17 protein-coding genes are annotated in these 17143 nt (G+C 56.8%); 6 read left to right on the forward strand and 11 right to left on the reverse strand.

Features of this window, described 5'->3' with window-relative positions:
- Positions 1-2: 2 nt before the first annotated feature.
- Together PSR62_RS00695 and PSR62_RS00700 are read right to left on the reverse strand one after the other, a co-directional pair.
- Positions 3-2330, reverse strand: a complete 2328-nt coding sequence (locus PSR62_RS00695; protein ID WP_274405913.1) for an efflux RND transporter periplasmic adaptor subunit — start codon at positions 2328-2330, stop codon at positions 3-5.
- Between the two features lie 9 nt (positions 2331-2339).
- Positions 2340-3254 (reverse strand): anti-sigma factor family protein, encoded by a 915-nt coding sequence (locus PSR62_RS00700; RefSeq protein WP_274405914.1) that lies wholly within the window; start codon positions 3252-3254, stop codon positions 2340-2342.
- Between the two features lie 188 nt (positions 3255-3442).
- Here PSR62_RS00700 and PSR62_RS00705 point away from each other — a divergent pair, with 188 nt between their 5' ends.
- Positions 3443-3874: a hypothetical protein gene (locus PSR62_RS00705; protein ID WP_274405915.1), complete on the forward strand. Its 432-nt coding sequence runs from the start codon at positions 3443-3445 to the stop codon at positions 3872-3874.
- A gap of 49 nt (positions 3875-3923) precedes the next feature.
- Positions 3924-4817, forward strand: coding sequence for a hypothetical protein (locus PSR62_RS00710; protein WP_274405916.1), 894 nt, complete (start codon positions 3924-3926; stop codon positions 4815-4817).
- A gap of 32 nt (positions 4818-4849) precedes the next feature.
- Here the strand turns inward: PSR62_RS00710 and PSR62_RS00715 are convergent, their stop codons facing one another.
- Positions 4850-6058: an AlbA family DNA-binding domain-containing protein gene (locus PSR62_RS00715; protein ID WP_274405917.1), complete on the reverse strand. Its 1209-nt coding sequence runs from the start codon at positions 6056-6058 to the stop codon at positions 4850-4852.
- A 412-nt stretch (positions 6059-6470) separates the two neighbouring features.
- Between PSR62_RS00715 and PSR62_RS00720 the strand changes: the two genes are divergently transcribed.
- On the forward strand, positions 6471-6665 hold the full coding sequence (locus tag PSR62_RS00720; protein ID WP_274405918.1) for a hypothetical protein: 195 nt from the start codon (positions 6471-6473) through the stop codon (positions 6663-6665).
- Positions 6666-7542: 877 nt separating this feature from the next.
- Here PSR62_RS00720 and PSR62_RS00725 read toward each other — a convergent pair.
- Complete coding sequence (locus PSR62_RS00725; RefSeq protein ID WP_274405919.1) at positions 7543-8079, reverse strand: REP-associated tyrosine transposase; 537 nt, start codon at positions 8077-8079, stop codon at positions 7543-7545.
- On the opposite strand from PSR62_RS00725, the gene PSR62_RS00730 reads away from it, so the two are divergent.
- Positions 8078-8824 carry a hypothetical protein gene (locus tag PSR62_RS00730; RefSeq protein ID WP_274405920.1) on the forward strand — a complete coding sequence of 249 codons (747 nt, stop codon included), beginning with the start codon at positions 8078-8080 and terminating at the stop codon, positions 8822-8824. The genes PSR62_RS00725 and PSR62_RS00730 overlap by 2 nt on opposite strands.
- A 44-nt stretch (positions 8825-8868) precedes the next feature.
- On the opposite strand, the gene PSR62_RS00735 is transcribed toward PSR62_RS00730, so the two are convergent.
- On the reverse strand, positions 8869-9264 hold the full coding sequence (locus tag PSR62_RS00735; protein WP_047812678.1) for a TspO/MBR family protein: 396 nt from the start codon (positions 9262-9264) through the stop codon (positions 8869-8871).
- A gap of 408 nt (positions 9265-9672) precedes the next feature.
- Between PSR62_RS00735 and PSR62_RS00740 the strand changes: the two genes are divergently transcribed.
- Both PSR62_RS00740 and PSR62_RS00745 read left to right on the forward strand, forming a co-directional pair.
- Positions 9673-10674 (forward strand): DUF3179 domain-containing protein, encoded by a 1002-nt coding sequence (locus PSR62_RS00740; RefSeq protein ID WP_274405921.1) that lies wholly within the window; start codon positions 9673-9675, stop codon positions 10672-10674.
- 120 nt (positions 10675-10794) lie between these two features.
- Positions 10795-11472: a carboxymuconolactone decarboxylase family protein gene (locus PSR62_RS00745; RefSeq protein WP_274405922.1), complete on the forward strand. Its 678-nt coding sequence runs from the start codon at positions 10795-10797 to the stop codon at positions 11470-11472.
- A 17-nt stretch (positions 11473-11489) separates the two neighbouring features.
- Here the strand turns inward: PSR62_RS00745 and PSR62_RS00750 are convergent, their stop codons facing one another.
- The 6 genes from PSR62_RS00750 to PSR62_RS00775 form a co-directional block, all read right to left on the reverse strand.
- Positions 11490-12794 (reverse strand): TIGR04283 family arsenosugar biosynthesis glycosyltransferase, encoded by a 1305-nt coding sequence (locus PSR62_RS00750; protein ID WP_338020263.1) that lies wholly within the window; start codon positions 12792-12794, stop codon positions 11490-11492.
- Between the two features lie 79 nt (positions 12795-12873).
- Positions 12874-13752 carry a phosphate ABC transporter ATP-binding protein gene (locus PSR62_RS00755; protein ID WP_274405923.1) on the reverse strand — a complete coding sequence of 293 codons (879 nt, stop codon included), beginning with the start codon at positions 13750-13752 and terminating at the stop codon, positions 12874-12876.
- Positions 13749-14627 (reverse strand): phosphate ABC transporter permease PstA, encoded by an 879-nt coding sequence (gene pstA / locus PSR62_RS00760; RefSeq protein WP_274405924.1) that lies wholly within the window; start codon positions 14625-14627, stop codon positions 13749-13751. The genes PSR62_RS00755 and pstA overlap by 4 nt, the downstream gene beginning before the upstream one ends.
- Positions 14620-15486, reverse strand: coding sequence for a phosphate ABC transporter permease subunit PstC (gene pstC / locus PSR62_RS00765; RefSeq protein WP_274405925.1), 867 nt, complete (start codon positions 15484-15486; stop codon positions 14620-14622). Before pstC ends, pstA begins: the two co-directional genes overlap by 8 nt.
- Positions 15467-16312 carry a phosphate ABC transporter substrate-binding protein gene (locus tag PSR62_RS00770; RefSeq protein WP_274405926.1) on the reverse strand — a complete coding sequence of 282 codons (846 nt, stop codon included), beginning with the start codon at positions 16310-16312 and terminating at the stop codon, positions 15467-15469. Before PSR62_RS00770 ends, pstC begins: the two co-directional genes overlap by 20 nt.
- Complete coding sequence (locus tag PSR62_RS00775; RefSeq protein WP_274405927.1) at positions 16309-16755, reverse strand: DUF3641 domain-containing protein; 447 nt, start codon at positions 16753-16755, stop codon at positions 16309-16311. Before PSR62_RS00775 ends, PSR62_RS00770 begins: the two co-directional genes overlap by 4 nt.
- Positions 16756-17143 lie beyond the last annotated feature (388 nt).

Raw genomic sequence — 17143 nt, forward strand, 5'->3', positions numbered from 1 at the left:
GCCTACAGCTTTTCGACTTTGTCGGCACACTTCAGCATCGAAGCGCCATAGTACGGATTGCGAACGGCATCATCCGATTGAATCCAAGAGGCACCGCGACCCTCAAAGGCCATCGGGCAATGAAGCTCATAAAGCGTTTCGTCAGTCGGTAGGCCGAACATTCGCTTGAGGCTCAACATCTGTTCAGACAGCAACGCGAACCCGCTACGCAAGGCGGCGAGGTCGTTTGCCTTCTGCAATCTTGTAGTGATCTCGGACAAGTCGCGTTTCTCTTTGGTCCACATTTCGACGGATTTGTCTTCGGAGACGATTGGCAGCAATGAAGCCGATCGCTGATGCAACGGCTCGACCGCTCGCTTTGCGGCATCCAAATCGTCCGCCGCGAGTGCTTGACTTAGTTGCAAATAGGGTGCGACAAAACCACTGAGTTGCTCGACGACTTCTGCCGGAGCGGCCATGTTCGTCATGGATCGCATCTGCATTTCGTCGTGAGACATCGGCAAAGGGAACTGAGCCTTCATTTGATCGACGTGCTGGCGAGTCAACGCGAACACCCGATCGGCTTCACGCATGGAATTTACCTCGCGGCCTTCGGTGACATCGTTCCGCAATAGCATTGCGACCTCCAACCACTGCGGTCGCATTTGAGGACCGATCAAGTCCGCCGGCACCGCTTCAAAAGCTTTGCTCAATTGGTCGTAGCTTCCGCGAATCTCAGCAAGATTCGCCGCTTCGATCTTTGCTTGAATCGTTTTGTATTGCTCAACAATGCCCCGCATCGCATCACGTACCGCTGGCACCAATTCCGTTGGACCTGCGTCCATCTTGACGCCTTCTTCGTCCTTCGGCATTTCCATGCCTCCGTGATTGTGTCCACCGCCGCCACCACCTTGTGGTGTCATCATCGAAGGCTTTGCGGAAATCTGAAGCGCACTGTCGAGCTTGAAGTTGCCGTTGGTCACGACCAAGTCGCCTTCTTCGAGGCCCGACTTTACTAGGTAGAAGTCGCCGGCGCGCGGACCGATCACAATCTCGCGACCCTCGTAAGTTGGCTTGTCGGCGTCGGGAATCTGCACGTACACAATCGCTCGCGTCCCGGTCAGCAACACGGCTGACGCCGGTACGACCAATGGTTTCGCGGCACTCGTTGGCTCCGCCGTGACGTAGCCAAGCGTTTCTGCTCGCACCAACGGCATGCCGCAAATGTCACAGTCGCCAGGCTGGTCTTTGATGATTTCCGGGTGCATCGGACTGATCCACTTTCCTGCCAACGATGCGTCGAGCACTCGGCCACCCGAAGCGACGTTCGACTTGACGATCGCTCGCACAAACATCTCCGGCTTCAATCGGCCATCACCATTCGACACATTGACACGAACTTTCACCGTCCGTGTGTTTTCGTTTAACACTGGGTCAATGAACGCGATTCGGCCGCGGAAAACTTCGCCAGGATAGGCTTCAGTCGTGAACTCGACGTCTTGCCCGTATCGCAACCAAGCCAGATCCGATTCATACGCATCCATTTGAACCCACAGGTGATTCAGATCGGCGACCGTGTAGATGCGGTCGCCGGTTTGGACGCGGTCGCCTTCTTGTTTGTTCTTCGCAACCACCACACCGCCGACGGGCGAATAGATCGTCACCGTTTCGGATGACTTACCGCGCTCTTCGATTGTTTGAATCTGCTCCGTCGTCAAACCGAGTAAACGCAACTTCTCGCGAGCGGACTCGGCAAGATCGAGCGGTTCGATAAAACGAGAGGAACTCTGCGGCCGATCGCGTTTGGTCACCGCCAACAGTTCTTCCTGCGCGGTGTAGAGTGCCTCGCTGTAGATCTGGACCATGTGATCGCCCTTGTTGACTTCGACGCCAGTGAAATCAACGAACATGCGTTCCAATCGACCGGGCACCCAAGCGGTGATGTGGGCAAGACGAGTTTCGTCGTATTCGACCTTGCCAACCATGCGAACGTCGGCAGTGACATACTGTCGACGCACGGGGCTGACCTGCACGTTCATCAGGCTCTTGATTTCTGGGCTAATCGAAACCGTGCGAACGCCGCCGGCCGATTCCTTGACTGGCACCAAGTCCATGCCACAGATTGGACAACTGCCCGGACCGTCGCGACGTATTTGCGGGTGCATCGAACAAGTCCAAATTGAAGGCTTGCTTTGCATTGCCTCCGAGTGCGCCGTTGAGGAAGTCTCGGAGACTTTCGACTCTCCTGAGCCGCCGTTAAACCAAGATGCGACGACGACACCCAGCAGCACAAACGCCACCGCTTGTCCAATCCAGAGCTTTCCGCGGTGTTGCTTGAAGAATTCGTTCATGAGTTCGCTTTAGGATTTGTTCAACCAAGTCACGAGCTTCGCCACTTCGTCTTGGTCACGAACGCCAACGGCTGTAACGCTCCGCGTGCCTTGCTTCCAAGTCGCCGCGATGCTGGAATCGAGATCAACGAGGCAGCAATCCTTGTCGCCGCACATCGCCATGCTCTGGCGACGATCGCCAAACCAAGCCGTCTCTTCGTCGTCGTGTTCAAACAGAACCAACGTCGAACCGTCATTCCGTTTGCAAACCGCTTTCACGCAGGTGCAGCAAGGCATCTTCAACACGCTTGTCGACGCCAACGAATAGCCCTCTGGCAATCCGCCGGAGACGATCGGTCGATAACCGACCAACTTCACTGCTCCCTCTGTGTCGACTTTCTCACCATCGTACTTCGTCAGCAGCATCTGTTCCGCTCCATCCGGATCGCTTGGCAGCTTCTGCAAATAGTCATCCATCACGCTAGCGAATTCGACCATGTGCTCAGCCGACATTTCGTCGTCATGAGTATGCCCGTCGTTGCCGTGCATCGCCATCGCTCTACCGTTGCCGGCCATTTCGTGTTTGTTGTTGCCGCCGTACCAAAGGCCAAAGCCAAGCAACAACAGAATGGACGCCGCCATCGACACCAGTCCCGCACCATACGGCGACTCACGAACCCAAACGCTGAACCGTCGCGATAGTGTCACCGGCTCATTGGCTTTCGAAAGTTCACGCTCAATCCGCTGCCAAAGATCGTCCCGTTTGGCTGGAATAGGAGCCTGCGCAAAAGCCGACCCGAGTGACTCGAACGCACGAAGCTCCGATGCACACGATTCGCACGCCTCAACGTGTTGTGCCACAGTTGCCGCTTGTCCAGCCGAAAGCTCGCCGTCGTGATATGCCGACAGGTATGGCTGCACGGTTTTGCAATCGTTGGTTGACATAAGCCACTCGTTCTCCGCGAGACGTTTCTGCTGTTATGTGTTTTTTGATGCCCCAAGTTGCCGTTTCTTCACGCAATTGGGGGAAATAGAAGAATTCTTACGCGCCGCGTGAAGAAAGCGACCGCCCAAGCATCCAAATGCACGTCGATCGAAAACTCCGCCCTCCTGATCCGCGAAGGCAAATCCCCATGCGACTTACGAAATTCATCCCTTTCCTGCTCGGCGGGATGCTCATTCTCGGCATTTACGGGTGTAACTCGCCCGAATCCGACCCTGTGACGCCCCCCGCGACTCCCGCCAGCGATACCGCTGACGCCCATGCTGACCATGACCATGGCGACCATGCCGACCACGACCACGCCGATCACGATCACGGCAACCATGCCGATGCCGATTCTCCGATGGCCAAGATGATGCCGGGGCTAAAAGAGCTGTCGCCAGAGGACTACAAGTCCGCGATGGCCCAACACATGTGCCCAGTCAGCGGTGAGATGCTCGGAACGATGGGAGCTCCTGAAAAGGTCGATGTGAACGGCAAGTCAGTGTGGATTTGCTGCGACGGCTGCAAAGACAAACTGCTCGCCGACCCAGACAAGTACCTCGCCAAGTTGAATCAGTAGCCCCACGTTCATCACCCTGTACCATCACTATTTTCAAAGAACTATATCAATGAAACTTCGCATTCTCACTGCAATTGTCGCGGCCACACTGTTCGCGTCGCCCCAACTCGCGACCGCGCAGGACGTCCACTCCGGACACGACCACGCGGCACACAACCACGCTGGCCACAGCCACGCCACTGCGGCAACTGGCCCTCACGGTGGCACTGTGCAAACCGTTGGCGACCGCCGAGTCGAAACGGTGATCGCCGACAAAGGCATCATGTTCATGATCCTTGGCAAGAACGACCAACCGATCGCCCCGCCCGACGCGAGCGGCACGCTGAAACTGCGAGTTGGTGACAGCGAGAAGGAATACACCTACCAACTCAAAACGCTCAAGAATCTCGCGATTGGAGTCGGCGTCGACCTTTCCAAAGTCGTTGATCGACCGTTGCACATGAACGTCGAGATCACCAACATCGGAAACCAGCCTCTGGTATTCCACGCGATGGGCAAACTCGCCAGCGGTAAGCTCTCTGATGAACTCCTCATCAGCCTCCAAGCCACATGCCCCGTCAGCGGCCAACCGCTCGGCAGCATGGGAAAGCCACCCAAGGTCACGATCGGTGACAAGTCACTCTTCGTCTGCTGTGCCGGCTGTACCAAGAAAGTCGAAGCCTCACCCGACCAGTACCTCACCAAGTACTACACCGCCAAAGGCGAACAAGTCCGCGAGGGCGTTTTCAAATCGACGCTTGCCGATGCTGCCGCAATCGCCGCACAGAAAACCTGTCCCGTCATGGACGAACCACTTGGTGGCATGGGCGTCCCAGGCAAGGTCAATGTCAACGGAAAAGCCGTCTACATCTGCTGCCCCGGCTGCGCCAAAAAGCTAGCCGCCAAACCAGACAAGTACCTCGCGGCCCTCAAAGCCAAGGGAATCACTCCACCAGCGTTTTGATGTTGAACGCCCGAGACCGGATCACCGAAAACTTAAGAGGGCCACTCGCCTTCTTGTGTAAAGTCCATGCATTGCTTTATGCCGAACGCCTGCCACATTTCATCAAATAGTGGGCGAAGTATGTTGGCGAGAAGCGAACGGTCATCGGGGATCGGCTCGTCAATCAGCTGTTCGGAGAATGTGATTTGGTTCGTTTTGATTGTGACCGTGTCGATGAAATGTCGGAACCGTTCCGGTAGGTAAATTTGACAAGGTGCGACATTCAAGAGCGATACGAAGATGACATAGGGCGGATCGACGTCGAGATGACGGTAGAGATTCCGCAACTTTATGAGCGTGGTTAGCAGGTCGTTGCATAGGTGCGTAGCGGAAAAATCACTCGACTCGCCGCTGTTCTTAACGTGTACGGATGATGAAACAAATTCAACGGCACCGTTTCGGAACAATTGTCCATAGATTCGTGCCCGATCAGCTTCGCTGGTCGCTGTGTACTTCGCGTAACCGTCTAAGTTAATTCGCTCCAGTCCGTCCCTTCCAAACGGAGCGAAGTTCAGCGATTGGGGGTGCTCGATGTCTCGAGGATCAATTTTGTGCGAACCGAGCATCGCTGAAATTGGGACGAAATGAACTACAGCGATCGGGCCGTCGATCAATGAAATCGAGGCAGCGTCGTCAAGCAGTTTCGTCAGCCGGTCAAGAACGAAAGCTCGAAGCATCTCCGGTAGTTTTGCCGACTGGACGAAAGCCGTTCGGATCTCGCCGACATCGAGTTGGTGCTTTCCAGCGCTCGTCCGTCCGTAAAATCGTGAACTTCCTTTGAAAGTCACCATGTGTGGTTTCTGAAAGCTATCTGGGATGCGGACGAGTATCGCTGGGCCTTCATCACCGCCCTCGATCTCGACAACGTCTAGGCCGACGATTCTGGGTGCGACGCCGTGAAGCACCATCTCCTTTAGCCGCAGCGTTTCGGCGTCTGTCGAGATCTCCTTTAGCCCCGTAAATTCTGACGCTGCGCCAGTGGTCTTTCCATCTGCATCACGTTCACCCCTCATCCCGTACACCATATCGCCACCGGATGTGTTGGCGAATGAGGTGATATCAGCGAGAAACTCTTTGCGATCAGAGTCCCCGCGTCCTGGCAATGATTCTTTAAATTCAAGGGTCCGTCCCTCCTTCACTCCTTCGGAAACGATTGTTCGCAAATCGTCACCAGAAATTGCGTCAATGCGTTTCGGAATCATTGTTCTTTTGTTCCTAAGTTCAACTTAGTTGGGCTCGTTGTCGGTAGCCTTATCCTAAGACAGGATAGCGTTTGACATTCGATTGGCGAAGAACGAGGCGAGGCAAAATAATGGATCCGAACTGGGAGACAATCAGAACGTAGTGGCCGACCTACGGCATTGACCAGCAGGATGAATTCTTGGTCGATGCGTCGGCGTGCTGTTTCGCGGGAGACAGGAAGCACGAGATTGCCGTTTACTCGTTTGATCGTTGCACACGTCGGGCAATGATCGACGCGACGGCGACCTATCCACTGTGCCTGCAGTTTGGAATTCACTTTCCATCGTTCACGTCAGGCGAAGAAAGGCGATTGGACATCTGCGAACGCGATTCTCTGGTGACCCGACTGGATTGGTCGAACCAGTGCAACTAATGGCTGTGCTCTCAACGAACAACGGGCCGTTTTTTTGGCGAGAACTTCACCGCGCGATGGAGGAGCGAGACCAAGTTGTTCTGTGTGGAAACGAAGATGATCACGAAGTCTGGTACGACAGCAAGATTGAGGACGTAATGGATGCTTTTTGCATCATCGACAAACGGCCAACGCCGGACTTCGTTCCGATGTAAGCGTCCAAGTGATGTTCGGTATCTGGGGCGCAACCGCATCGAGAACGAGTGATCCTGCGAGAGGATCTCCGGCGTGTCGCCCCGTCAATCTTTAAGGGACAACTTGGATGGACCGTTCCGGATAAGGGCTTTTCAATCAAGCCGGGTCGAACCAGCCTTCAATTGGCAGTACTTCGTCGCGGTGAGGCAACCCAGCCGTGAATAGTTCACTCATCGTTTGGTGCGACGGCCGTACAGCGGAGACTGCTTCCAAGGGCAGCGGCACGTCCACTCACGTTCTGCAGATGCCGTGCGCGTGTATCTCTCATCGCTTACACGCTTTCGATATTCCGTCACCCGTTCGTCATCCCTGTTTGGGGGTGCTCGGAAAAGGAAGTACTTCTAACGGTCGATAAAGAGTGATAACGGTTGCACAAGCGCAAACAGGGATATAGGATCGCGGAATCTTCGTCAAACACGGTGTTTTTGAAGTTTTCCGGGCTAGCCTCATAACCTCGAGGTCGTCGGTTCGAATCCGGCTCCCGCAACTTCAGTGAGACAGGCACTTGCCTGTCATTCACGATCGAATCAAAAAGCCGGCGTTGGTCACTGACCGACGCCGGCTTTTTTCGTGCGCCAATGCCTCGCTCGTTCCCAGGCTCCTGCCTGGGAACGCAATGCACCGCAGGCTCTGCCTGCTGTTTCGGGGGTGCAGGAGGCGGGAGCCTCCAAGACACTGTGTGCCCAGGCAGAGCCTGGGTACAAGACCGCGTCCCTCGTTCCCAGGCTCCCGCCTGGGAACGCGATGCACCGCAGGCTCTGCCTGCTGGTTCGGCGGTGTGGGAGGCGGGAGCCTCCAAGGCACTGTGTGCCCAGGCGGAGCCTGGGTACAAGGTTGTTACATCCAGTCCGTGCAAACATCGATGAGGCAAGGTTGGCGAGCGTAGGCTCTTGCACTGGAGAAACGCCAGTGCAGCGGATCGTCGACGTATCCACGACGCAACGGATTGTGATGCATGTACTCAATCTTTTGCCACATCACTTCGTCCGACTCCATCACTTGCGAATGACTGCCTTCCTGCCATAGCTGGTGCCTTTGGTCGACCTTGTGACGCAGCTTGAAATACTCGAACTCCTGAAGCAAGGTTTCATAGCCCATCTGTTCCATCTTGTTGAAGATGCTCGTCGCCGTGAATGACTTGAACTCACCGACGCGTTTGCCAATCTGCGGCCCCACCGCGATCCAGTGCAAATGATTTTCCATGACAACGAATCCGAGGATTTGAATGTCACGTTCGCTTTGAAGAAAACGCCAACTACTGAAAATAACGTCGGTGAACGCCGGGTAAGAAAAGACAGGCAACCAAGCCACGATCGTGTCAGTCATGAAGTACGGCCGATAGTCTTCCCCGAACTTATATCGAGAACGAGACATGATTGCTTTCCTGGACGAAAGGATTGACACCTTTCGTCAGCCTAACATTTCCTCACGACTCGTCCCCAGGCTCCCGCCTGGGAACGCGATGCACGGCAGGCTCTGCCTGCTGGTTTTGGCGGTGTGGGAGGCGGGAGCCTCCAAGACACTGTGTGCCCAGGCAGAGCCTGGGTACAAGATGGCGTTCCTCGTTCCCAGGCTCCTGCCTGGGAACGCGATGCACGGCAGGCTCTGCCTGCTGGCTTCGGCGGTGTGGGAGGCGGGAGCCTCCAAGACACTGTGTGCCCAGGCGGAGCCTGGGTACAAGATGGCGTTCCTCGTCCCCAGGCTCCCGCCTGGGAACGCGATGCACCGCAGGCTCTGCCTGCTGGCTTCGGCGGTGCGGGAGGCGGGAGCCTCCAAGACACTGTGTGCCCAGGCGGAGCCTGGGTACAAGACCGCGTCCCTCGCTCCCAGGCTCCCGCCTGGGAACGCGATGCACGGCAGGCTCTGCCTGCTGGTTTCGGGGGTGTGGGAGGCAGGAGCCTCCAAGACACTGTGTGCCCAGGCAGAGCCTGGGTACAAGATGGCGTTCCTCGTTCCCAGGCTCCCGCCTGGGAACGCGATGCACCGCCGGCTCTGCCTGCTGGCTTCGGCGGTGCGGGAGGCGGGAGCCTCCAAGACACTGTGTGCCCAGGCAGAGCCTGGGGACAAGATGGCGATGGCGTCGTCGTCAACTCCGATCATTCGGGGCAGCCCTCTTTGAACGGTCGTCCCATCGCATCAAAAGGGGTCTGGGCCACGAAAGAGTCAGCCGTTGTTCCAGGTGATCGTGAATTGCAACACGGTCGCGATCGTCACCCAGATCAGGTACGGGATTTGAGCCACAGCGATCCAGCGATGGTGCGGCCAGATGGCTTTCATCGCCCAGACAATCGTGATCCACACGATCGCGATGTCGATGGCGGCGAGGGGCAGGTTCCGCAGGCCGAACTGGATTGGTGTGAAGGCGATGTTCGCGATCAGATTGATGGCGAAGGGGATCGCGACGGGCCACGGGATTTGCTTGCGGGCGACTCGGTAGAAAACGTATCCGAACGTGAGCAGGATGATCGGGTAAAGAATTTGCCAGATCGTGCCAATCGTGGAAGGCTCAGGCGTCCAAGCCGGCTTGTCGAGCGCGTCGTACCAGTCTCGCCAACTCATGCTTGGAAGCTCAAAAGTGAAGGGGTGCAGTTTAAAAAGTGAGTGCTGAAGTCGTAGCAGGTCAGCTCCCCCGCCCCAACCCTCTCCCGCTCGAAACGCGAGGAAGAAGGAGCAAGAAACAATCCGCTGCGGCGGCTTTCGTTCACTGGGGAACAATCCAGAGCTACACTGATCAAGAGGCTCCCTCGAGGAAGATTGCTACGAAGTGTTTTGCGGATCTTTTGCAAACTGTGAGTTGCCTCACTGCCCCATGAACTCCTCGCTGCGATCGTGACATTGGACCCATGGGAAAAAACGCATGGCCACCCCATCGGTCGCTGCCGGAAATCATTCCGACGTCGCCACGACACGTCATCGTCAGGCAGCTCACTCAGGTATCTTGATTCATCGAAAAGGAGTTGATCCGAAATGGGTATTCAGTCCGGACTGATCCGCCGTTGCCTGCTTTTCACTTCGTTCGCATTGGCAGTGACATGGTCATTGCAACGTCATGCGGATCGTTTCCCCAGCAATCCGCCAATCGCCCAACCGGTGCAACTTCGAGGTCAAGGCGGTGTCGGATTTGACTTGAGGCACGCAACCATCCCCGTCCAGGAGATTCGCTCCGGTGGCCCTCCCAAAGACGGCATCCCCTCTCTGTCAAATCCAAGGATGGTATCGGCGGCGGAAGCGACTTACTTGCGTGCCGGCGACCGGGTGATCGGCGTCGCGTCGGGGGGTGAATCGCGTGCCTACCCGCTCGCAATTTTGAACTATCACGAGATCATCAATGATCGCCTCGGAGAACGACCGATCGCGGTGACCTATTGTCCTCTGTGTGACTCCGCCGTCGTCTTTGATCGCCAGACTCCGCTGGGAGAGCTGGAGTTCGGCGTCTCCGGTTTGCTCTACAACAGCAACGTGTTGATGTACGACCGATCCAACACGGAAAGTCTCTGGTCGCAGGTGAAAGGCGAAGGTGTTTCTGGCCCCGGTGCCGGAATGAAGTTGAGAGGGTTGCCAATGGAACTCACCACGTGGGCTGCATGGCAAGCTCGCAACCCAAACACAACCGTCCTCTCATCGGAAACGGGGCACCGGCGAAACTACCAAGGCAGTCCGTACGCCCGCTATTTCAAACAGCCCCAACTGATGTTCCCGGCAAAGCCAATCAGCAACGCCTTGCCCTTGAAGGAAAGCGTGTTGGGGGTTTGGGACGATGCCAACTCAATGGCGATTCCGATTTCCGCGTTGGGAGGGACATCGAAGCAAATCGAAATGTCACTGGGCAACAGAAAGTTCACCGTGGCCTTCGACGCTGACGATCAAACGATTCGAGTCGTCAAGGCTGAGGCTGAACTTCAGTGGATGAATACGTTTTGGTTTGCATGGCATGCCTTTCGTCCTGAAACTGAGATTGCGAGTCGCTGACGTTGCCCTCCAGATTGCCCCGCAGTATGGTCCGTCACTTCATATCCCAGCGTTCGACGACACTCGCGGATTGGCGACCTGGATCATCACGCTCGATCGTTTTGTTGGAGTTGAGTATTCATGCCATCCCATCTATCTCCGCTGAAGAAATCCGAAGCCCGCGAATGTGAACTGATCTTTCGCATGGCACGACAGCAACTCGGCGTGGTCCCAAACTCGATGTTGACGATGGCTCGTCAACCAGCAGTGCTCAGCAACTTCGCAATGCTGGTTGGAAACATCCTGGGCCCGCCAGCCGGCCGTCGCATACCGATTTGGACGGGCGTCCGGTTGTTCTGGAAGAACATCGTCTGGACGATCCGTCATCAGCGATCCAAATCCCGGGTCCCTGCGCCGCTGAAAAGTTTGGTTGCCCATGTGAGCAGCCATGCATCAGGATGTCGGTACTGCCAAGCGCACACGATCGGAGAGGCCTTTCGCCTGGGCGTATCCGTCGAAAAGCTCGAAGCGGTTTGGGACTTCGAGAACAGCGACCTTTTCAACGCTGCGGAAGTCGCTGCGTTACGCTTCGCACTTGCTGCGGGCAGCACGCCCAACGCTGTCACCAGCGAACACTTCGCCGCCCTGAAACTGCACTACAGCGACGAACAGATCGTTGAATTGGGAGCAACGATTGCGTTATTTGGATTCCTGAATCGCTGGAACGACACGTTCGCGACAACTCTTGAACCAGAATCCGCGGCTTTCGCCCAGAAGCATCTTGGCGGTAGCGGGTGGGAAATTGGCAAGCACGGGTAGTGCAAGACTTGCGAGACTCAACGCCGCGACCGATACCAGCGGTGCAACGTGTCCGGTGGAATGCCCAAGCCAAAACCGGCGATGCAAAGTTGGTTGATGAGGGTGGTTTTTAGAATCCCCAGTCGCAGCCACCGGCGGGCGGAAGTTGTGACGGCGGCTTCGACCAGCGAAATGGTTCCCTGCTTCCGCAAACGCCGGCACAGCTCAACGTCTTCCATGAGCGGCCAATTCGGAAAACCACCGATTTCGAAAAACCGACGGGCGGACACAAACAATCCCTGATCCCCGTAGGGTCGTCCGAGGAAACGCGATCTGAAGTTCACGCCGTGCTCGATCCACCGCAACCCCCAACGGTCGTCGTCGATTCGCAACGAAAAGGCCCCTGCAACGGCGCCTTGTTCAAGCGTCGTCCGCAGGTGCTGATGAAAGAGTTCCGGCAACTGGGTGTCAGCGTGCAGAAACAGCAGCGCATCGCCGCTCGCGAGCGCCGCGCCAGCGTTCATCTGACGCCCGCGTCCCGGATTGGCTGGGACGACCGCCGCGCCCATGCGTCGCGAGATTTCGATCGTCGCATCCTTGCTGCCGCCGTCCGCGACAATGACTTCGACATTCGGATGTCCAACGATTCGGCTGAGCGTCTGTTCGATGCAGCGTTCTTCATTCAACGTCGGCACAATCACCGACAACAACCCTTCGCGGGTCAGGGGAAGCACGCCATCGATGGGATCGAGACAATGTCGACAGACAACCAAGTCCTCGGGATAGTCGACATCCGAAAGCGTTTGCAAACAATGGACTTTGCATCGCAACTGAATTGCCTTCCGGGCGGTTTGTCGGAACACATTTTCGCCGCCCCAGTCAATCTCTTGAAAGAGGCCAGGCTGATTCGCGTTCAACCCAATCAGGTAGTAACCACCATCGATCGCCGGCCCCAACACCACATCGGCATGCGACAGTGCCCTCATCGCCTCGTCAAGAATGGTGGGGTCCATTTCGGGACAGTCCGATCCGATCACGACGACGCGTGTTGCACCTTCGTTGAAGGCAACCGCGAATGCATCGATCAATCGCTCCCCCAAACTTGCACCTTGCTGGGAACGATACTCCTTGTCCGTCCCAAATGCGTTTCGCATTCGTGTTGAATCACCACCGGCGAATCGCACTTCCAAATCACATGAATGGCCGCTTCGATACTCACTCGCGACGGCCAACGTCCGCTTCGTCAATGACTCCTGGAGCCCTGCCGCACGCTCAGCCCCTAGCGCCGGAATCATCCGCGTCTTTGTCACACCAGGCTCTGGATACCGCGAGAACACGATCACCCGATGGGGATTCGCCGCCGACTTGCTTGATTCAGGCGGATGGTCCAGGAGCTTTCCGATTGGATTCGTATTCAATGCGTTAACCCGCCTTGCCGTTGACGTAGGCGACCGTCAACGGTTGTCGTGGTTCATCGAAGATGCGAGCACCGGTCCCGTGCTCGACCAACGTGCCAGTCCCGTCGGTTGCCCAGAAGAATGCCGCGTAATCGGCAACCCGCCGGGCTTGCTGCAAGTTATGGGTCACGATGACAACGGTGTACCGACCTCGAAAACGGAGCAGCAACTCTTCCACCACACCACTGGCCAGCGGGTCCAGGGCGCTGCACGGCTCATCCATCAAGAGAACTTCGGGACGCAAGGCAAGCGCCCGTGCGATGCAAAGCCGCTGCTGCTGGCCACCCGAAAGGGACAAGGCAGACGAGTCAAGCCGATCCTTCACTTCAGCCCACAGGCCGACGTCTTCGAGAACGGTCTCAATGATTTCTGCACGCTCGTTCCGGTTCCGCATCCCGTGTTCTTTCAGTGGCATTTCGATGTTTTTGCGTATCGAAAGCGGAAATGGATTTGGTTTTTGAAAGATCATTCCGACGCGACGGCGGAGCGAGATCACATCCTTGGTCGCGCGGACGTCGAGCGAACCGAGCGCAATCTTCCCCTCCACTCGGCATCCAGGAATCATGTCCGTCATCCGGTTCAAGCTACTCAAGAAGCTCGTTTTTCCACATCCCGATGGCCCGATCAACGCGGTCACACACCCTCGGTTGATCGTCAACGAAATCCCGCTCAAGACGCGAGCGTTCCCGTAGTGAACCGCAAGCCCGTCGACTTCAATCAGCGGCTGAGGAAGACAGCAAGGTGGCCCGGTGTCGACGGGACCAAGCGTGAACCCGTTGCTTTCGGGGCAAGACGCTCGTTCGCAGCCATCTTGGTTGCGTGCTGTTCTGTCTTTTGCGTTCATGTCACCACGATCCTTTTTCTCAGCCAACGATTGGCAGTCCAGCTAGCACTCGCGTTGATGACCAACAACATCGCAATGAGAACCAACGCGGAGCCATACGCATGCCGATCACCGCCAGCGACGTTCATCGACAGATCAAAAATGTGAACCGACAAGGCTCGCCCGGAATCAAACAACGAATCGGGTGAGCGGTCGACGTATCCGCTGGTAAATATCAACGCCGCGGTCTCAGCCAACGCTCGGCCGATACCAAGCACCAATCCGACAACAACACCTGGCACAGCGGCTGGCAATAGCAGTTGGACAAGCGTGGCTGTTCGCGACAATCCCAACGCCGCCGCCCCCATCCGATATTCATTTGGAACGGAACGAAACCCTTCTTCCGTCGCTCGAATCAGGATCGGCAGCACCATGCATGATAGTGTGAGACCGCCCGACAAGATGGAAAACCCCAGCCCCAAGTGGATGCAAAAAAAGGCGTTGCCGAACAGCCCGAACACGATGGAGGGCACCCCTGCGAGTACATCCAAGCTTCTTCTCACCAGCTTTCCAAATAGACTTTCCGCCTGCGTCAACTCACTTAGCAGGATCGCAGTTCCGACTCCCAACGGCACGGACACGACCATCGTAACGGCCAGAATGAGCAGCGTTGAAACAATGATGGGAAAGATCCCTCCATCACGTCCCGCGTTGCGAGGAGCTTCCGTCAGAAACGCCCAGGAGATCGAGGGCAGGCCGGCAATCACGATGTCCGCCAAAATCCAGACGAAAACACCACTGACCATCGCGGCGATGGACCACACGACACAGGTCGCCAGGGAATCAAGCAGCCTGCTGACAGTTGGACGCGACGGCGTGGTGGTTGTGCTATCCATGAATGCGTCCTTGACTGACCCATTCTGCGAAGCCAACCAGCACAATGACCATTCCCATCAAGAGCAGTCCGCACACAAACAGTGCCGAACGATGGCCCTCCATCGCGTAAGCCATCTCCAACGCAATGTTTGCCGTGATCGTACGGACCGGCTGAAAGATGCTGGTCGGGTTTTGGACGACGTTGCCAGCCACCATCAGCACCGCCATGGTCTCGCCGATCGCCCGGCCTGTCCCCAACAACACGGCCGTGAACAGACCCGATCGAGAGGCCGGCAACACGACGCTCAAAACGGTTCGCCCGCGAGACAATCCGAGTGCCGCGGAAGCTCGCAGGTATTCGCTTGGCAAATTGTCAAACGCAGCACCGGCGAGCAACGCGATGGTTGGAAGAATCATGATCGTCAAGACGATGATCGCCGAGAACAGACTGGTGCCTGGCGGATGCCAGCGTGCAATCAGTGGGACGAGCACGACCAGGCCCCACAGACCGTAGACCACCGAAGGAATCCCGGCGAGCAGTTCGATCATCTTGCCGTGCGTGTGCCTCAATTGGCGTGGTGCATAGAAGTGTGCGAACACGGCCGAGCCAATGCCAAGGGGTGCTGCCAGGAGAACGGCGCCCGCGGTTGCCAGCGCCGTCGCCACAATCATCGGAACAAGATTGAATTGCCCGCCGGCCGCCCCAGCGGACGGGTGCCAGGATTGGTCAGAAACGAATCGACGAACACCAACATCGCGAATGGCGGGCAGTGATTCCCAAAGCAGAAACCCCACAATCACCACCGTGATCGCTCCGGTCAGCAACCCGCATCCACGAAGGATCCAAACGAGCGCGACATCACTGCGAGAGCGGGACAAAGTACTGCTCCAGAATGATCTGATTGACATCGCGTGAGCGAGCAAATTTGATGAACTCCGCCACGATTCCGGTTGGCGTGCCTTTCACGACCAGATTCAATGGACGCGACAAGGGAAAGTCACCCGCTCGTACATTTTCGATGGATGCCGCGATCCCCGCCAGCGGGAGCAGTTTGATCTCGACGTCGTGCGTGGCATCGTATTCAGCAGTCCCAATCGAAACGTAACCAATCGCGTGACGGTTACCGGCGACTGTCTTGATCCCCTGTTCGTTGTCGCCGATCACCGCATCGGCTTTGATTTGTTTGTTGTCCAGTTGAAAATGCCCAACGAACAGCTCCAGTGTGGATCGACCTTCGGCTTTATTGACGACGGTGATGGGAGCGTCTGCCCCGCCAACGTCCTTCCAATTGTTGATGCGATCTGTGTAGATGGCCACCACCTGATCGTCGGTGAGTGAGGCCACGGGATTGTCCCGATGGATGATGACGCAGACACCATCTCGAGCGATCGGGAACGCCGTCAGGTCCTGTTCTTCTGCTTTGAGGTCTCGCGAGACCATCCCGATGTCAGCGAGGCCACGCCGTGCATCGGCAACGCCTCGTGAAGAGCCGCCGCTTTGCACATCAACACGCACTCCAGGGTGCAGCGATTCAAATTGCTTGGCGATCTCACTCATCAATGGGGCAACCGTGCTCGAGCCTGTCAAAACGATTTGGTTCTCGTTTTTATCGGCGTCGTTTGAAGAGCAACCGGGGAACACGCAGAACAGCAGTCCCAGGACCAACAGGGCGATTGCCCTGACAAGATGTGGGCGTGGTATCACGATGACTCCTTCGACGCAATCTTCACCACGGTTCCCTGACATCCCAAACCGCATCCGTCAGTGCAGCCGAAGCAATGCCAACCGGTCTGGCCCGAGCCGCACATGACACCCTCAACGGTGAGCGAATGGAAGACATCGATCAGTTTCTGCATGCACACATCAAGCTGATCGGCCCGGAGCAGATCATCGAGGAACCGGCGGATTGGAAGGATGGTGATCGTGTGCCGTTCCCAAAAGACAATATCGTAACGTGATTTCAGCGGGTCGCGGGAAGTCGCTTCGAGTTCGTGCTGCAACGGCGGCAACGAGATTCGTGCGGGATTGGAAACGAGCGTCCATTCCCGTCGTAGGCCCGGGGGCCCGTATCTGCCGTGGCGATCGCAGTTCTCTTCCATGTCGTTGTTGGCGAGTTCGGCATTTTCTCGCAGGAGTGATGATTGCATGGTGATTCCTACCGTCGCCTCGGCTTCGGGAAGCCGAACCTTGGCAGCTCGCAAGTGAAGACGGTGGACCGACACGATCCTTACACGACATCCGAATTTTTCTTGGCCGACGTTTGCTGTGTCGACCAGTCAGCCATGCCGACGGATCAAGAATCGTTTCCTGCGTCTCACCCTTCCGGGATGGCTTACCGTGTGCCTGAACCGCCAGATGGCGCAGAGCGGGTCCCAGAACCGCCTGGGGCTGAGTAGCTTTGTGCAGGGGCGGAATACGACGACGCAGGCACTGAGTTCGTCGAGCCAGACCCCTGGTACGCGGGCTGGGAATACGAAGGCGACGCCGAGTAGGCAGGCGGGCCATACCCTGCCGAAGGAACAGTGCAACTCCCGT

Source organism: Rhodopirellula sp. P2 (assembly GCF_028768465.1).
Taxonomy (GTDB): domain Bacteria; phylum Planctomycetota; class Planctomycetia; order Pirellulales; family Pirellulaceae; genus Rhodopirellula.

Coding starts and splice junctions, on each gene's coding strand:
- PSR62_RS00695 (WP_274405913.1), bottom strand. CDS start 2,330: ATGAACGAATTCTTCAAGCAACACCGCGGAAAGCTCTGGATTGGACAA.
- PSR62_RS00700 (WP_274405914.1), bottom strand. CDS start 3,254: ATGTCAACCAACGATTGCAAAACCGTGCAGCCATACCTGTCGGCATAT.
- PSR62_RS00705 (WP_274405915.1), top strand. CDS start 3,443: ATGCGACTTACGAAATTCATCCCTTTCCTGCTCGGCGGGATGCTCATT.
- PSR62_RS00710 (WP_274405916.1), top strand. CDS start 3,924: ATGAAACTTCGCATTCTCACTGCAATTGTCGCGGCCACACTGTTCGCG.
- PSR62_RS00715 (WP_274405917.1), bottom strand. CDS start 6,058: ATGATTCCGAAACGCATTGACGCAATTTCTGGTGACGATTTGCGAACA.
- PSR62_RS00720 (WP_274405918.1), top strand. CDS start 6,471: ATGGCTGTGCTCTCAACGAACAACGGGCCGTTTTTTTGGCGAGAACTT.
- PSR62_RS00730 (WP_274405920.1), top strand. CDS start 8,078: ATGATTGCTTTCCTGGACGAAAGGATTGACACCTTTCGTCAGCCTAAC.
- PSR62_RS00725 (WP_274405919.1), bottom strand. CDS start 8,079: ATGTCTCGTTCTCGATATAAGTTCGGGGAAGACTATCGGCCGTACTTC.
- PSR62_RS00735 (WP_047812678.1), bottom strand. CDS start 9,264: ATGAGTTGGCGAGACTGGTACGACGCGCTCGACAAGCCGGCTTGGACG.
- PSR62_RS00740 (WP_274405921.1), top strand. CDS start 9,673: ATGGGTATTCAGTCCGGACTGATCCGCCGTTGCCTGCTTTTCACTTCG.
- PSR62_RS00745 (WP_274405922.1), top strand. CDS start 10,795: ATGCCATCCCATCTATCTCCGCTGAAGAAATCCGAAGCCCGCGAATGT.
- PSR62_RS00755 (WP_274405923.1), bottom strand. CDS start 13,752: ATGAACGCAAAAGACAGAACAGCACGCAACCAAGATGGCTGCGAACGA.
- pstA (WP_274405924.1), bottom strand. CDS start 14,627: ATGGATAGCACAACCACCACGCCGTCGCGTCCAACTGTCAGCAGGCTG.
- PSR62_RS00775 (WP_274405927.1), bottom strand. CDS start 16,755: ATGCAATCATCACTCCTGCGAGAAAATGCCGAACTCGCCAACAACGAC.